Annotated in this window: 13 protein-coding genes and 1 pseudogene; 10 read left to right on the forward strand and 4 right to left on the reverse strand. The window is 69.4% G+C overall.

The genetic code is table 11. The annotated features are described in order from the left end of the window. Positions 1–42 precede the first annotated feature (42 nt). The 3 genes from G6N61_RS29030 to G6N61_RS29040 all read left to right on the forward strand — a co-directional run bounded on the left by G6N61_RS29030 (position 43) and on the right by G6N61_RS29040 (position 1,438). Positions 43–693, forward strand: coding sequence for an HNH endonuclease (locus G6N61_RS29030; RefSeq protein WP_163924295.1), 651 nt, complete (start codon positions 43–45; stop codon positions 691–693). A gap of 84 nt (positions 694–777) precedes the next feature. Next, positions 778–981, forward strand: a complete 204-nt coding sequence (ctaJ, locus tag G6N61_RS29035; protein ID WP_163925183.1) for an aa3-type cytochrome oxidase subunit CtaJ — start codon at positions 778–780, stop codon at positions 979–981. Further along, positions 968–1,438, forward strand: a complete 471-nt coding sequence (locus G6N61_RS29040) for a DUF5130 domain-containing protein (protein WP_163924296.1) — start codon at positions 968–970, stop codon at positions 1,436–1,438. Before ctaJ ends, G6N61_RS29040 begins: the two co-directional genes overlap by 14 nt. A gap of 532 nt (positions 1,439–1,970) precedes the next feature. Here G6N61_RS29040 and pknB read toward each other — a convergent pair. The 3 genes and pseudogenes from pknB to pepN form a co-directional block, all read right to left on the reverse strand. After that, positions 1,971–3,326 (reverse strand): annotated as a pseudogene (pknB, locus tag G6N61_RS29045) (Stk1 family PASTA domain-containing Ser/Thr kinase); the annotation flags it as partial. Positions 3,327–3,439: 113 nt separating this feature from the next. Then, the gene (locus G6N61_RS29050) at positions 3,440–3,817 is read right to left on the reverse strand and encodes an HNH endonuclease (RefSeq protein ID WP_163924297.1); all 378 of its coding nucleotides are present in this window, start codon (positions 3,815–3,817) and stop codon (positions 3,440–3,442) included. 94 nt (positions 3,818–3,911) lie between these two features. Continuing rightward, positions 3,912–6,515: an aminopeptidase N gene (gene pepN, locus G6N61_RS29055; RefSeq protein ID WP_163924298.1), complete on the reverse strand. Its 2,604-nt coding sequence runs from the start codon at positions 6,513–6,515 to the stop codon at positions 3,912–3,914. Positions 6,516–6,635: 120 nt separating this feature from the next. On the opposite strand from pepN, the gene G6N61_RS29060 reads away from it, so the two are divergent. Further along, positions 6,636–7,256 carry a mycothiol-dependent nitroreductase Rv2466c family protein gene (locus G6N61_RS29060; protein ID WP_163924299.1) on the forward strand — a complete coding sequence of 207 codons (621 nt, stop codon included), beginning with the start codon at positions 6,636–6,638 and terminating at the stop codon, positions 7,254–7,256. 10 nt (positions 7,257–7,266) lie between these two features. Here the strand turns inward: G6N61_RS29060 and G6N61_RS29065 are convergent, their stop codons facing one another. Continuing rightward, positions 7,267–8,820, reverse strand: a complete 1,554-nt coding sequence (locus G6N61_RS29065) for a molybdopterin-dependent oxidoreductase (RefSeq protein WP_198339319.1) — start codon at positions 8,818–8,820, stop codon at positions 7,267–7,269. A 113-nt stretch (positions 8,821–8,933) separates the two neighbouring features. Here G6N61_RS29065 and G6N61_RS29070 point away from each other — a divergent pair, with 113 nt between their 5' ends. From G6N61_RS29070 to G6N61_RS29095, 6 genes are all read left to right on the forward strand, one after another. Then, positions 8,934–10,340, forward strand: coding sequence for a purine-cytosine permease family protein (locus G6N61_RS29070; RefSeq protein WP_163924301.1), 1,407 nt, complete (start codon positions 8,934–8,936; stop codon positions 10,338–10,340). Beyond that, positions 10,337–10,777, forward strand: a complete 441-nt coding sequence (locus G6N61_RS29075; RefSeq protein ID WP_163924302.1) for a nucleoside deaminase — start codon at positions 10,337–10,339, stop codon at positions 10,775–10,777. Before G6N61_RS29070 ends, G6N61_RS29075 begins: the two co-directional genes overlap by 4 nt. 9 nt (positions 10,778–10,786) lie before the next feature. Continuing rightward, positions 10,787–11,746: an isopenicillin N synthase family dioxygenase gene (locus G6N61_RS29080; RefSeq protein ID WP_163924303.1), complete on the forward strand. Its 960-nt coding sequence runs from the start codon at positions 10,787–10,789 to the stop codon at positions 11,744–11,746. Positions 11,747–11,791: 45 nt separating this feature from the next. Then, entirely contained in the window at positions 11,792–12,271 is a 480-nt protein-coding gene (locus tag G6N61_RS29085) for a ribose-5-phosphate isomerase (protein WP_163924304.1), read from the forward strand. Positions 12,272–12,274: 3 nt separating this feature from the next. Next, on the forward strand, positions 12,275–13,069 hold the full coding sequence (locus G6N61_RS29090) for an Fpg/Nei family DNA glycosylase (RefSeq protein WP_163924305.1): 795 nt from the start codon (positions 12,275–12,277) through the stop codon (positions 13,067–13,069). A gap of 111 nt (positions 13,070–13,180) precedes the next feature. Then, entirely contained in the window at positions 13,181–14,872 is a 1,692-nt protein-coding gene (locus G6N61_RS29095) for a cation:proton antiporter (RefSeq protein ID WP_163924306.1), read from the forward strand.

Consider the following 14,872-nt stretch of genomic DNA (forward strand, 5'->3'; position numbering starts at 1 on the left):
GGACGACTCGGATCCATGGTGGACTGTCTCCTCGGAGGGCGTATGTCGCAGCGAGGAAGAAGTCGCGGCCGGCAACACGGGACCGCGACGGGTTTGACCGGGCTGCCTGCTGCTCCTGCAGCGGGCCCGTTCCTTCACGCGACCGTCGACGGTCGGGTGGGAAGCCAGGCGTCCATCTGGGGCCGTCGCCGGGTGCTGCTGCTGAACTCCACCTACGAGCCGTTGACTGCGCTTCCGATGCGACGTGCGGTGATCATGCTGATGTGCGGCAAGGCCGACGTCGTGCACGAGGACCCGTCGGGTCCGGTCATCCACTCTGCCACTCGGACCATCACGGTCCCGTCGGTGATTCGACTGCGCACCTTCGTGCGGGTGCCCTATCGGGCGCGGGTACCGATGACGCGGGCCGCGCTCATGCACCGCGACCGGTTCCGCTGCGCGTACTGCGGACAAAAGGCCGACACCGTCGATCACGTCATCCCGCGCAGCCGCGGCGGCGAGCACTCCTGGGAGAACTGCGTGGCCGCCTGCGCGCAGTGCAACCACCGCAAGGCCGACCACATGCTGGCCGAGCTGGGCTGGACCTTGCGGGCGACGCCGCTACCGCCCAAGGGGCAGCATTGGCGGTTGCTCTCGACGGTCAAGGAACTCGACCCGGCGTGGGTGCGCTACCTCGGTGAGGGAGCGGCGTGAGCCTTCGCCGGTTCACTCCGCGGCTCGCGCGAGCCTGCTGATACGGTTTGCACCGTGAGCGAAGTCGCGATTGCCCATTCGATCATGGGCGGCGTTCCATTGCTGGTGTTGCTGATCCTGGCGGCCCTGATCTACCGCCACAAGGGCCCGCATCCCAAGACGTACGAGCTGTCCCAGGAGTGGACCCACGAACCGATTCTGTGGGCGTCTCCCGAGCCTGCTGACCATGGCCACGGCGGCCACGGCACGCACCTGACCGTGGGAGGTGGCGCAAGTGGCCGGTGGTGAAATCGCGAAGACCTCTGACGGCGCCGTTCTGCCCTACGGGTACGCGCAGACGCTCAGCGGACGCATCTCCGGCGTCACCGAGCCCGGTGAGCTGTCGGTGCACTACCCGTTCCCGGTCAAGGATCTCGTCATCCTCGACGATGCGCTGAAGTACGGATCGCGCGCGGCGCGGGCCCGCTTCGCCGTCTACCTCGGCGACCTTGGCGAGGACACCGCTGGAACCGCGCGCATGATCCTGGCGCGGGTACCCACCCCGGAGAACGCCGTGCTGCTCGCGGTGTCGCCCAATCAGCGGGCCATCGAGGTGGTGTACGGCTCGGAGGTCAAGGGCCGTGGCATCGAGGAGGCTGCGCCACTGGGCGTTTCGGCCGCCGCCGCGTCGTTCCAAGAGGGCGACCTCATCGACGGACTGATCAGCGCCGTGCGCGTGCTGTCCGCCGGCGTCTCCCCCCGCTAGCTGGTCTCCCAACCCGTTCTTCGGCGAGCGTGCGTGTCTGCGGGCGACACGCCGCTCGCGAAGCCGACTTTCCGCACGCTCGCGCCCCCCGGAAAAGCAAGAAGCCGGTGATCCTGGGGATCACCGGCTTACGAGAGTCGCTGCGTCACTGATCGGCGTCGTACCTCTGGGCGATTGCCAAAAGTTCTTCGCGAACCGTGGACTGCGGAAGTGCGTAGATCCGTGCGTACAGACGGCGCCGGTTGATGGCGCGCGTCATTTCGGCGCGGTATCGAGCGAGGGGCATTCGGGGACTCCTACGTTGTGCTCCGGGTCACAGAGCGTTGATTGCTGTGTGCCCGCCGACATGAGGATCGCCCAGTCGGCGGGCTCCTCCATGGTCCGTGTTAACGCCATGTAAATCAAGTTCTGACCTGTGATCTTGCGCTCACACCGGGGTAGTCGAATGGCGTCACGGACACCAACGGCCATGCCGGCGTGCCATCCCGCCGGCACGAACGGTGTTTGCTGACTACGGCCCGCCGAGCGAAGAACCCGAGCCGAGCACGATGGTGATCTTGGTGGTGATCGCAGTCGATCGGTTCGCCGGGGGATTGGTACCCACCACGCGCTCCTCGAGATCGGGCGTGGACGGCAACGACGACTGCTGGAAGTTGCGAAAGCCCGCGTTCGTCAGGGCCATGACCGCCTCGGCATACGTCATCGACGACACGTCGGGCACCACCGCCTGCTGGTCGTTCGCCGTCACGAGTGGCGCTTCGGTGCGTGGGGACGACGGCGCATCCGGGGTGGTGGGCACCGTCGCGTCCTGGGAGTCGGGCGCGACGGCGTTGATCCCGATCGTCACCACGACGGCCGCCACGGCCAGCACGGCGACGCCGGACAGCCATCGCCCGACCGAACCGCGGGGCTCGCGATCCTGCCCAGGGGCAGAGCCTTGCGTCGGCATCCGTGCCGTACGCGACTTGTTGGGTACCAGCGGGGCGGTTGGGGGCGTCCAGGCAATGGCGGCGTCGGTGTCGGCTTCGGCCGAGGCGGCGTAGGACGGCGACCCACTGTGCAGGCGAACGAGGTCGGTGCGCATCTCCGCGGCGCTCTGGTAGCGGTCGCCGGGGTCCTTGGCCATCGCCTTCAGCGTGACGGCGTCCGCATCCGGGGTGACCGTGGCGTTGCGCCCAGACGGCGGGACCGGAGTCTCGCGCATGTGCTTGTAGGCGACCTCCACCGCCGAATCAGCGGCGAACGGCGGTTCGCCGGTGAGCAATTCGTAGAGAACGCAGCCGAGGGAGTACACGTCGGCGCGCGCGTCGACGGGGTCGCCGCGCGCCTGCTCGGGAGACAGGTACTGGGCAGTGCCGATCACGGCGCCGCTCTGGGTGACGCTCTGCTCGTCGTCGAGCATCGCCTTGGCGATGCCGAAGTCGACGACCTTCACCGAGCCGCTCTTGTCGATCATGATGTTGCCGGGTTTGACGTCGCGGTGGATGATCCCGCGCCGGTGACTGAAGCTCAGGGCCTGGCACACGTCGGCGACGACTTCGATCGCGCGCTGCGCTTCGAGCGGCCCGTGGATGCGAAGGACGTCTCGCAAGCTGAGCCCGTCGACGTACTCCATCACGATGTAGGGGAGCAGTCCGTCCTGCGTCTCGACCTCGCCGGTGTCGTACACCGCGGCGATCGCGGGGTGGTTGAGCCCGGCGGCATTGAGAGCTTCGCGCCGGAATCGCAGGTTCAGGCTGCTGTCTTCGGCCATGTCCGCGCGCAGCACCTTGACCGCGACGTCACGATGCAGCCGCAGGTCGCGAGCGAGGTGCACCTCACTCATGCCGCCGAGGCCAAGAATCTCGCCGAGTTCGTAGCGGCCGGACAGTCGCCGTGGCGTCGTCACGACCCCGACCAGACCGGTGCCGTCGGGGCATGCCGTCGCGCCGCTGCTGCCGTGCGGTACGCCGCGGTGAGGGCCACCTGCTGATGGTGGCATGTTCTGGACGCGCGCGACGGCTAGTCGAACGACGGTTCGGGTTCCAGGGCGGTGGTCTGCGCCACCAGCTCCGCCCGGATCCGCACGTACCGCTCGAGGAACGCCCGCTCGTCGAGACGCTTGCGGCGCAGCCAGCCCGTCACCTCGTCGTTGCACTTGCTGGCGTTGCATGCCCCGCACGCAGGCACCACGTTGTCGATCGTGTACCGGCCGCCGCGGGAGATCGCCATCACGCAGTCGCGTTGCAGGGCACCGCCGGTCGCGCCGCAGTAGGCGCACCCGTCCCACGCGGCCTTGATCGCGGCCCACTGCGCCGGTGTGAGGTCGTTGACGACGGCCTTCACCCGTCGCGTGCGCCTGCGCGCTGCCCGCGCTCTCCGGCTGTTGGTACCCGCCATCGGAACATCATGCGGCGCGAGCGTGCGCGAACTCCCGTACGACCACGGCGTGTTGCCCGCAGACACGCACGCTCGCCGGAGAAGGGGAGGGGTGTCAGGCGGAGTCGGCGGCGCGGGCCCGCAGGGAACGTTCGACGCCCGCGCGGCCCTCGAGCACCAGCCTGCGCAGCGCGGGCGGTACGTCGGGGTCGGCGAGGAAGCGGTCGGCCGCGTCTAGGCCCGCCTGGCTGACGTCCCACGACGGGTACAGCCCGATCACCACGGTCTGCGCGACCTCGCTCGAGCGCCGCTCCCATACGCCGGAGATCGCCTCGAAGTACTTGGCGGTGAACGGCGCCAGCAGGTCACCCTGCCCTGGGCGGGCGAATCCGCCGACGATCGACCGGGTGGTGATGTTGGCCAACGTGTCGTCCTCGACCACCTGCTGCCAGGCGGCCTCCTTGACCGCCGCCTGCGGACGTGCCGCCGCGGCGGCGGCGGCGTTGCGCTTGCCCGCCGCCGTCGGGTCCAGCCGGGCCTCGGCGTCGATCAGCGGCGTGTCGGTGCCGTCGGCGTCGATGTCGCCGCTGGCGGCCAGCGCGGTGACGATGCGCCAGCGCAGGTCGGTGTCGATCACCAGGCCAGGAAGGTTCACCGCGGCCGGCTCGTTGTCCAGCAGCGTGGACAGCACCGCGACGTGGTTGCGCGAGAGCACCGAAGCGCACAGCGCGTTGACGAACGCGAGCTGATGGTCCGAGCCGGGAGCGGACTCACCGGCAAGGTCCAGCAGCCGGTCGCCGAACGCGGGCCAGCCGTTCTCGGCCGCCCACACCGGATCGGCGTAGGACCCGAGCGCGGTCTGCGCCTGCAGCAGCAGTCGTTGCGCCACACCGACTTCGGTCTCGGCGTGCACGCCCGCCATGACGAGCGCCACGAAGTCGCGGGCCTTCATCTCGGCGTCGCGGGTCATCTCCCATGCGGCCGACCAGGCCAGCGTGCGGGGGAGCGGTTCGGCGATGTCGGCGATCCGGTTCAGCACGGTGTGCAGCGAGTCGGGGTCGAGTCGCAGCGAGCAGTACGTGAGGTCGTCGTCGTTGACCAGGATCAGCTTGCCGCGCGAGACGCCTTGCAGCGCAGGCACATCGGTGCTGTCGCCCTCGACGTCGAGTTCCTCGCGGTGCACGCGCACCAGCTTGCCGCTGCCGTCGTCGTCGTAGATGCCGACGGCCAGCCTGTGCACGCGGGTCTCCCCGGCGCCCGGCGCCGCGCCGCTCTGGCTGACCGCGAAGCGGGTGAACGCGCCGTCGGCGTCGACGTCGAAGTCGGCGCGCAGCGTGTTCAGGCCGGTGGTCTTGAGCCACTGCCTGCCCCAGTGCGAGAGGTCGCGTCCCGACGACTTCTCCAGCGCGCCAAGCAGATCGCCGAACGTCGCGTTGGCGAAGGCGTGGTCGCGGAAGTAGTCGCGCAGCCCGGCCAGGAACGCCTCGAGCCCCACGTAGGCCACCAGCTGCTTGAGCACGCTGGCGCCCTTGGCGTAGGTGATGCCGTCGAAGTTGACCTCGACGGCGTGCAGGTCGGGGATGTCGGCGGCGACGGGGTGGGTCGACGGGAGCTGGTCCTGCCGGTAGGCCCACGACTTCTCGACGTTGGCGAACGTGGTCCACGCCTGCGCGTACTCGGTGGCCTCGGCCTGGCACAGCACCGACGCGAACGTCGCGAAGGACTCGTTGAGCCACAGGTCGTCCCACCACGTCATGGTGACGAGGTCGCCGAACCACATGTGCGCCATCTCGTGCAGCACCGTCTCGGCGCGCCGCTCGTAGGAGTAGCGGGTCACCTTGGACCGGAAGACGTAGTCCTCGAGGAACGTCACCGCGCCTGCGTTCTCCATCGCACCGGCGTTGAACTCGGGCACGAACAGCTGGTCGTACTTGCCGAACGCGTACGGCACGCCGAAGTTGCGGTGGTAGAACCCGAAGCCCTGCTTGGTCTCGGTGAACAGCCGCTCGTGGTCCATGAACTCCGACAGCGATGCGCGGCAGAAGATGCCGAGCGGGATGTCGCCGTGCTCGTCGGTGTAGACGTCGTCCCACCGCGCGTACGGCCCGGCGATCAGTGCCACCAGGTAGGTGCTCATCCGCGGCGTGGTGGCGAACGTGTGGACCGCCGCGGAGCCTGATGTCGCCGCGGGAGCGGCTCCGGTGGCCGACACGGTGGCCCCGTTGGAGATGACCTGCCAGTGCGTGGGCGCGGTGACGGTGACGTCGAACGTGGCCTTCAGGTCGGGCTGGTCGAAGCACGCGAACATCCGCTTGGCGTCCGCGGTTTCGAACTGCGAGTACAGGTACACCTCGTCGTCGACCGGGTCGACGAACCGGTGCAGACCCTCGCCGGTGTTGGAGTAGAGGCAGTCGGCCTCGACGACGACGACGTTGCGCTCGGCCAGGCCCACCAGAGGGACGCCGGTCGACTCGTCGTAGCCCGAGACGTCGACGTCGACGCCGTTGAGCGTCGCCCGGTGGATGGTGTCGGCGGCGATGTCGATGACGGTGTCGGCACCGGCCAGCGCGCTGAATTCCACGGTCGTCGTCGAGCGGAAGGTGCGCTCGCCGGGACCGCCGGCGCCATCGGTCAGATCGAGGTCGATGCGGTAGGCGTCGACGGTGACGAGGGCGGCGCGTTCGGCGGCCTGGTCGCGGGTCAGATTGGGAAGAGCCACGTCAAGCACACTAGACGCCGCCGGTGTGCATGGCGCGGCGCCGTGGGGGGAACATCGGTGTCGACGGCAGGGTTGTGCTGAACGGAATTCTGCCCTCACCGACTGAAGGGAACGCACGCCATGGCTGACAAGTCCGGGAAAAGAGATGAAGCCGGTTTCTGGTTCGATCCGCTGTGCCCGTGGTGCTGGATCACCTCGCGCTGGATCCTGGAGGTCGAGAAGGTCCGCGACATCGACGTGCAGTGGCACGTGATGAGCCTCGCGGTACTCAACGAGGGCCGTGACCTGCCCGAGGAGTACCAGGAGATGATGAAGAAGGCGTGGGGCCCGGTGCGCGTCGCGATCGCCGCCGAGCAGGCTCACGGCAAGGACGTGCTCGCCCCGCTGTACACGGCGATGGGCACCCGGATCCACAACGAGGGCAACAAGGACTTCGACGACGTCATCAAGGGCGCGCTCGCCGACGCCGGTCTGCCGGCCGACCTCGCCAAGGCGGCCACCTCCGACGAGTACGACGAGGCGCTGCGCAAGAGCCACCACGCGGGCATGGACGCCGTCGGCGACGACGTGGGCACGCCCACCATCCACGTCAACGGGGTCGCGTTCTTCGGGCCGGTGCTCTCGCGCATCCCGCGCGGCGAGGAGGCAGGCAAGCTGTGGGACGCCTCGGTGACCTTCGCGTCGTATCCCCACTTCTGGGAGCTGAAGCGCTCGCGTACCGAGTCGCCCGAGTTCGACTGACGCGGGCCGGCTACTCGACGGTGAACACGATCGAGTGCCAGCCCGTGGAGCCGTCGGGGACCGGCCCGGGGTTGATCAACCGGAGCCGGTCCTCGGCCTGCATCTGACCGTCGCCGTCGAACGCGCGGCACGTCACGGTGTGCTGACCGGCCGGCAGCGCCGTCGTCAGCCGGAACATCCGCCACGTGTTGGGGTTGACCTCGGTGGCCAATTCGGCGGCCTGCCACGGGCCCTTGTCGAGGCGTAGCTCGACGCGGCTGATGCCCCGGCCCTGCGCCCACGCGGTGCCGGCGATCGTGACGTCCCCGCCGGGCAGCCGCTGGAACGACGTCGGTGCGTCGACGCGGGACGAGATCTTGATCGGGACGATGCCGGGCGGTTGGCCGTCCCATCCGCGTTCCACCCAGTAGGGCTTGACGTCGTAGGTGGCGAGTTCGAGTTCGGTGACCCACTTCGTCGCCGAGACGTAGCCGTACAACCCGGGGACGACGGTGCGCATCGGGAAGCCGTGCTCGGGCAGCAGGGCCTCGCGGTTCATGCCGATGGCCAGCAGGGCATCGTCGCCCGCGGCGCGCAGCATGTCCAGTGGCGTGCCGAGGGTGAACCCGTCGACCGCGTGGCCGACCAGTTGCTGCGCACCGCCGCGGATCCCGGCGCGTTCGAGCAGTTCCAGCAGTGGCACGCCGATGAAGTTGGCGGTCGAGACGTACGGTCCGCCAACCTCGTTCGACACGCACGTCATCGTGATCGTCTTCTCGACGAGCGTCATGTTCCGGATGTCGTCGAAGCTGAGTTCGAGCGGCTCGTCGACCATGCCGGTGATGCGCAGGGTGGCGTCCTCGGCGCGCAGTTGCGGGACCGCCAGGTTGACGTCGATGCGGTAGAAGTCCGCGACCGGCGTGAGGAACGTCGGGGTCCCGAGTTCGGGGAACGCCGCGTCCGCCGGGATCGGCGGGGCCGGTGTGGTGGGCACCAATTCGCCGACGCCGCGGCGTGACTCCGCGACGTCGATGCGGCGGGCCGACGCGAAGCCGCCCGCGCCCGCCAGCAGCGCTCCCACCGAGGTGGCGGCGGCACCGATGACGAAGCCCCGCCGACCCACGCCGCCCTGTGGTGTCTCCGCGGCCGGGCGGGCGCGGCGGTGCAGCCACCAGAACACCGCGAGCCCGGCGACCATCGAGCCGAGCGGCGCCAGCAGTCCGAGGCGGCCCGACGACTGTTCGTTCACCGCCAGTGCGCCGACGATCCCGAGGACAACGACGGCGACGACCCCCGGCCACACAGTGCGACGCGACGCCAGCCCGATCAGCAGGCCGGCCAGGACGAGGACCACCGCCATGCCGACCAGCAGGGCCGGTTTGTCGTTGGTGCCGAACGTGGAGATCGCGAAGTCCTTCACCGGCGCCGGGGTGCGGTCGATGAACGCGTTGCCGACCGCCAGGAACGGCGAAGCGGCGGGAAGCAGCAGCAGTCCGGCCACCAGATGCCCGACGCCCAGCGCCGCCAATATGGCGACGAGCCCGGTCGTCGCGGCGCGGACGGCGGACAGGTGCGGCGTCGTCATGACACTCATTCGGCGCGGGTGACGGTCGGGATGGCACGGCGATGTGACCAAAACCTGACGCGGCGTGAGCCGCTCCGGTTGCGAGCGGCGGCGACTGGGTGAACGGTATGCGAATGGCAGTCGCTGAGCCCACCACCGATGGCACCTATCGCGACCGGATCGTCGCCGTCGAACCCGGCGGGAACGAGTTCATCGCCGAAGCAGACCGGCACGGCAAGCCGCGCCAACTGTTCTGGACCTGGACGTCACCGAACCTCGAGTTCGCGACGATCTTCGTGGGCATGCTCGCGGTGCTCGCCTTCGGAATGACGTTCTGGCAGGCGGTCGCTGGGATCGTGATCGGCACGGGGCTCGGCGCCGCCGCGCACTACTTCCTGTCCGCGCGCGGTCCGCTGCACGGGGTGCCGCAGATGGTGCTGGGCCGCATGGCCTTCGGCTTCCGGGGCAACGCCGTGCCGTCGGTGCTGATGTCGATCACTGCCGGTGTGGGCTGGTTTGCCACCAACAGCGTCAGCGGCGCGTTCGCGCTCTCGACGTTGTTCGGCATCGGCCCGTTGGTCGCACTCATCGTGATCGTGCTGCTGCAAACGGGTTTCGCGTTCTTCGGTCACAACCTGGTGCAGGCCTTCGAGCGGTGGTCGTTCCCGTTCCTGGCGGTCATCTTCGTCGTCGCGTCGGTGGCGATCTTCGCCCACGCCGACTTCACCACGCCCGTGGCGGCCGAAGGCGTCGGCGGTATGGGCGGCTTCCTGCTCACCGTGGGGACGTCGTTCGGGTATGCCGCAGGCTGGACGCCGTACGCGGCCGACTACACCAGGTACCTGCCGTCGACGGTGTCCACCGCGCGCACCGGATTGTTCGCGTCGTCGGGCCTGTTCCTGTCCTGCGTGGTGCTCGAGGTCGTCGGCGCGGCATCGGTGACCACCGGCGAGGCGTCGCTGGCCGATCCCACCGGTTCGTTCACCTCCGAGCTGGCCTCACCGCTGGCCAACGCAACGCTGCTGGCGATCGCCGTGGGCGCCATCGCCGCGAACTCGATCAACATCTATTCCGGCGCAATGGCTTTCGTGACGATCGGGATCAAGTTGCCCGCGCACATCGCCCGGGCACTGGTGACCGTGTTCTTCGGAGTGGCCGGCTTCCTGGTGGCGTGGTGGGCGCTGCCCGACGCCGCGCACAGCTACGAGGCGTTCCTGCTCATCATCGCCTACTGGATCGGGCCGTGGCTGGGCGTGGTGTTCGCCGACCAGTACCTGCGCCGCAACCAACCGATCGCGGAGTTCCTCTACGACCGCTCGTACACGAACTGGAACGGCCTGCTGTCCTTCGTCATCGGCCTCGTCGCGTCGGTGCTGCTATTCGCCAATCAGGAGAAGCTGGTCGGCCTGGTCACCCGGGCGGTGCCCCAACTGGGCGACGTCACGTTCTTCGTGGGCTTCCTGTTGGCGGGCGGCTGCTACCTACTGCTGTGCAAGTCGAAGATCGCCAGGGAACGCGACGCGGCGCCGGTGACGCGGTGACACCGGAGCAGATGCTCGACGTCGCCGTCGAGGAGGCACGGCAGGGCCTGGCGGAGGGCGGGATCCCGATCGGGGCGGCGCTGTTCTCCGCCGACGGCACGGTGCTCGGCCGCGGCCACAACAGGCGCGTGCAGCAGGACGACCCGTCGGTGCACGCCGAGACGGACGCGTTCCGCGCCGCGGGCAGACAACGCAACTACCGCTCCACCGTGATGGTCACGACGCTGTCGCCGTGCTGGTACTGCAGCGGGCTGGTGCGGCAGTTCAACATTGGCGCGCTGATCGTGGGGGAGTCGACGACCTTCCACGGCGGACACGACTGGCTCGCCGAGCACGGCGTATCGGTCACGGTGCTCGACGACGAGCGGTGCGTGGAGATGATGACCGACTTCATCGCCGCGCGCCCCGATCTGTGGGCGGAGGACATCGGTGAGTGAGGTGAACGGATGAGTGCGATTGCGACCATCGACCTGTCGCGCTGGCGCGCCGGCGGTGCCGACGCCGATGCGGTGGCTGACGAGGTGGACGCCGGGCTGCAGCGGGCGGGGTTCATCCTCGTCACCGGCCACGGCGTCGACCCGGGCCTGACGGCGGCGGTGCGGGCGGCCAGCCGCTCGTTCTTCGCCCAACCCGAGCACGTCAAGGCGCGCTATTCGGTGCCGGTCGGCGGTCACGGATGGATCGGGCCCGGCGCCGAGGCCAACGGCTACGCCGAGGGAACCGAGACGCCACCGGACCTCAAGGAGAGTTTCAGCCTCGGCGCCGAGACGGCTACCGGCGACCCGGACGTCGACCGAATCTGGTTCGCGCCCAACGCATGGCCTGTGGAGGTGCCGTCGCTGCAGCCGCTGGTCGACGAGTACACCGCGGCCATGCGCAGGGTCTCCGACGAATTGCTCGCCCTCTTCTCCCACGCCCTCGGGTTGCCCGACAATCCGTGGCTGGCGTTGGCGGATCAGCCGACGTGGACGATGAACATCAACCACTACCCGCCCGTGAGCGTGGTCGGCCAACCCGAGCCCGGCCAGTTCCGCATCGGGCCGCACACCGACTTCGGAACGGTGACCGTACTCGATCGCGAGCCGGGAGCCGGTGGGCTGCAGGTGTTCTCCGACGACGGCGGCTGGGCCGACGCACCGTACGACCCCGCGGCGCTCACCGTGAACATCGGCGACCTGCTCGAGTACTGGAGTGGCAGGCGGTGGCCCTCGGGTCGCCACCGGGTGCTGCCGCCGCAACCGGAGGCGCCGGAGGAGGACCTGGTGTCGCTCATCTACTTCTACGAGGCCAACCACGACGCGCTGGTCCGCCCGCTCGATCCGCCGGTCGGCCGCGTCGCCGGGCTCGATCCAGTCACGTCGGCGGACTTCATCAAGGAACGGCTCGACGCCATCACGGTGGGATAACCGCTGCGTGCGGGACCGTCCGGACGCTCTGCCACAATGGCGGTCATGCGCGTCTACCTCGGCGGCGACCACGCCGGATTCGAACTCAAGCAGGCGATCCTCGAGCACCTGTCGGCGAGCGGCCACGAGCCGATCGACTGCGGTGCCTTCGCCTACGACGCGCAGGACGACTATCCCGCGTTCTGCATCGCCGCCGCGGAGAAGACCGTGGCCGATCCCGGCAGCCTGGGCATCGTGCTCGGCGGCTCGGGCAATGGCGAGCAGATCGCCGCCAACAAGGTGCCCGGCGCACGGTGCGCGCTGGCGTGGAGCGTCGAGACCGCTCAGCTCGCCCGCCAGCACAACAACGCCCAGCTGATCGGCATCGGTGGCCGCATGCACACGGTCGAGGAAGCGCTCGCCATCGTCGACGCGTTCCTCGCCGCGGCGTGGTCGGAGGAGCCGCGGCATCAGCGCCGCATCGACATCCTGGCCGAATACGAGACGTCGCACGTCGCACCCCCGGTGCCCGGCGTCTCCGCCTGACCCATGCCCGAGGGCCACACGCTGCACCGGCTGGCCCGGCTGCACCAGCAGAGATTCGCAGGCGCGCCCGTCGAGGTGTCCAGCCCGCAGGGCCGTTTCGCCGAGGGTGCCGCCGCAGTGAACGGGCGGGTGCTGCGCAAGGCGAGTGCCTGGGGCAAGCACCTGTTTCACGACTACGAGGGCGGCCTGATCGTCCACGTCCACCTCGGGCTGTACGGGAAGTTCACTGAGCGTCCCGTCCCGATGCCCGCACCGGTGGGCCAGGTGCGGATGCGCATGGTCGGTGCGGAGTACGGCACCGATTTGCGCGGGCCGACGGCGTGCGAGATCCTGCACCGCGCCGAGGTCGACGAGATCATCGCCCGGCTCGGCCCCGACCCGTTGCGCCGCAACCCCGACGCGGCGAAGGCGTGGACGCGAATCAGCAAGTCTCGCCGACCCATCGGTGCGCTGCTGATGGATCAGTCGGTGATCGCGGGCGTCGGCAACGTGTACCGCAACGAGCTGCTGTACCGCCATCTCATCGACCCGCACCGGCCCGGCACCCACATCGGCGAAGACGAGTTCGACGCCGCGTGGACCGACCTGGTCAAGTTGATGAAGGTCGGCGTCAGCCGCGGCAAGATCATCACGATCCGCAAGGCCGACGACAAGGGGCAGCCGTCGTACCGGCCCGGGCGTCCGCGGTCGTACGTCTACCGGCGTGCCGGCGACGCGTGCCGCGTCTGCGGGGACACCATCCGCACCGAGGTGATGGAGGGCCGCAACCTGTTCTGGTGTCCCACCTGTCAGGTGTGAGCCCAACGGACCCCTCGCCGAGACTGCTGTGAGGGCGTGATCCGAGGCTCAAACGCGATCTGGCAGCAGTCTCGACGCGAGCCGAACGGGGTTTGACGGGACAATCGTCGCGTGGAACTGATCCTCGTCGTCGTCGGCGCCATCGTCGTGACCGCCATCGCCCATCGCCGCGGCCTGGAACCCGCGCTGATCATCGTGGTGGTGGGCATCGCGGTGTCGTTCCTGCCCGGATTCGAGGCGCCCGAACTCGATTCGCACATCCTGCTGACGGTGGTGTTGCCGCCGCTGCTCTACTCGGCGGCGCTCAACTTCTCGTTCCCGACCTTCCTGCGCAACATCCGGCCCATCTTGGGGCTTGGCGTCGGCCTGGTCGTCATCACCGCGTTCGTCGTGGCCGCGGTGTCGTCGTGGCTGGTGGTCGTGCCGCTGACGTTCGCGACGGCGCTGGTCCTCGGCGCGATCGTGGCGCCGCCGGATGCGGTGACGGCGGTGGCGGTGGGCCGCAAGCTGGGCCTGCCCAAGCGGGTGATGGCGATCCTCACCGGCGAGAGCCTGATCAACGACGCCGCCGCGCTCACGCTGTTCTCGATCGCCGTCGCGCAGGTGGCAGGCAGTCACACGTTCATCGAGAACCCGTTCCTGCTGTTCGGCTACAGCGCCACCGTCGGTCCCATCGTCGGCGGCGTGCTCGGCGTCGTGACGCTGTGGATCCGCAAGCGGCTGGCCAACCCGGGGCTGGAGACGGTCCAGGGTCTCGTCGTCCCGTTCGCGGCGTTCATCGCCGCCGAGGAATTGCACGCCTCCGGGGTGCTCGCCGTCGTCGTCGCCGGGTTCGTGGTCGGCAGCGGCACACTCGGCGCCGGCTACCAGACCCGGTTGCAGGAGCGCTACGTCTGGAATTCGGTCGACGTGCTGCTCGAGGCGTTCGTGTTCGCCTACATCGGACTGCACCTGCGGTTCGTCCTCGAGGACCTGCACGAGGCTCGCGAATCGCTCGCCGAGGTCGCCGTCGCGTCGGCCATCGTGCTGCTGATCGTGCTCGTGATCCGGCCGCTGTCGGTGTTCGCGATCTTCGGTCGCAACAAGTTGTCCAGTCACGTCGAGCGGCGGCTCAGCGTGCCCGCACCGGACGGGGGCGGCCGCCGCGCCTCGGGCACGCGGCAGCGGGAGCGCGCGCCGGGCAGGTGGCGGTCGCGTATCGACCGGCGCCATCTGTCGTGGCAGGAGAACGTCGTGGTGTCGTGGACGGGGATGCGCGGCGTGGTGACGCTGGCGGCCGCCGCGGCGATCCCCGCGACGACGGTCAGCGGTGAGCCGTTCCCCGAGCGGGCGACGATCCAGGCGATCGCCTTCGTGGTCAGCGTGGGCACGCTGCTGATCCAGGGGTGGTCGCTGCCTGCCCTGATCCGGCGGCTACGGCTGTCGCGGTTCTCCGACGACCACGCCGCCGACCGCGGGGAGGAACTGAAGGCCGAACGCGTGGTCCACGACGCCGCCGACGAGGTGCTCGCGGCGTTCCGCGCCGACCCGCCGGCGGGCCTGGACCCGCGCGTGCTGGAGGAGATCCGTGCCGCGATCGCCCGGCAGTCCGAGGACGTCGACGAGATGCCGGACCCGGAGGCGCCCACCAAACGGGCCAAGGTCTTCTCCGCGCTCTACCGCGACGTGCTCGCCGCGCAACGGGAGGCGCTGATCACCGAGCGCGACGAGGGCCGCATCGAAGACGAGGCCGTGCGCGCGATGTTGGAGCGCCTCGACCTGCAGGAGGCAGGTGTTTCAGCGCGTCTGGAGAGTCGGTTCTGA

The organism is Mycolicibacterium arabiense (assembly GCF_010731815.2).
Classification (GTDB): Bacteria; Actinomycetota; Actinomycetes; order Mycobacteriales; family Mycobacteriaceae; genus Mycobacterium; species Mycobacterium arabiense.

Coding starts and splice junctions, on each gene's coding strand:
- G6N61_RS29085 (WP_163924304.1), top strand. CDS start 11,792: ATGCGCGTCTACCTCGGCGGCGACCACGCCGGATTCGAACTCAAGCAG.
- ctaJ (WP_163925183.1), top strand. CDS start 778: ATGGGCGGCGTTCCATTGCTGGTGTTGCTGATCCTGGCGGCCCTGATC.
- G6N61_RS29090 (WP_163924305.1), top strand. CDS start 12,275: ATGCCCGAGGGCCACACGCTGCACCGGCTGGCCCGGCTGCACCAGCAG.
- G6N61_RS29030 (WP_163924295.1), top strand. CDS start 43: ATGTCGCAGCGAGGAAGAAGTCGCGGCCGGCAACACGGGACCGCGACG.
- G6N61_RS29070 (WP_163924301.1), top strand. CDS start 8,934: ATGGCAGTCGCTGAGCCCACCACCGATGGCACCTATCGCGACCGGATC.
- G6N61_RS29065 (WP_198339319.1), bottom strand. CDS start 8,820: ATGACGACGCCGCACCTGTCCGCCGTCCGCGCCGCGACGACCGGGCTC.
- G6N61_RS29060 (WP_163924299.1), top strand. CDS start 6,636: ATGGCTGACAAGTCCGGGAAAAGAGATGAAGCCGGTTTCTGGTTCGAT.
- G6N61_RS29050 (WP_163924297.1), bottom strand. CDS start 3,817: ATGGCGGGTACCAACAGCCGGAGAGCGCGGGCAGCGCGCAGGCGCACG.
- G6N61_RS29080 (WP_163924303.1), top strand. CDS start 10,787: ATGAGTGCGATTGCGACCATCGACCTGTCGCGCTGGCGCGCCGGCGGT.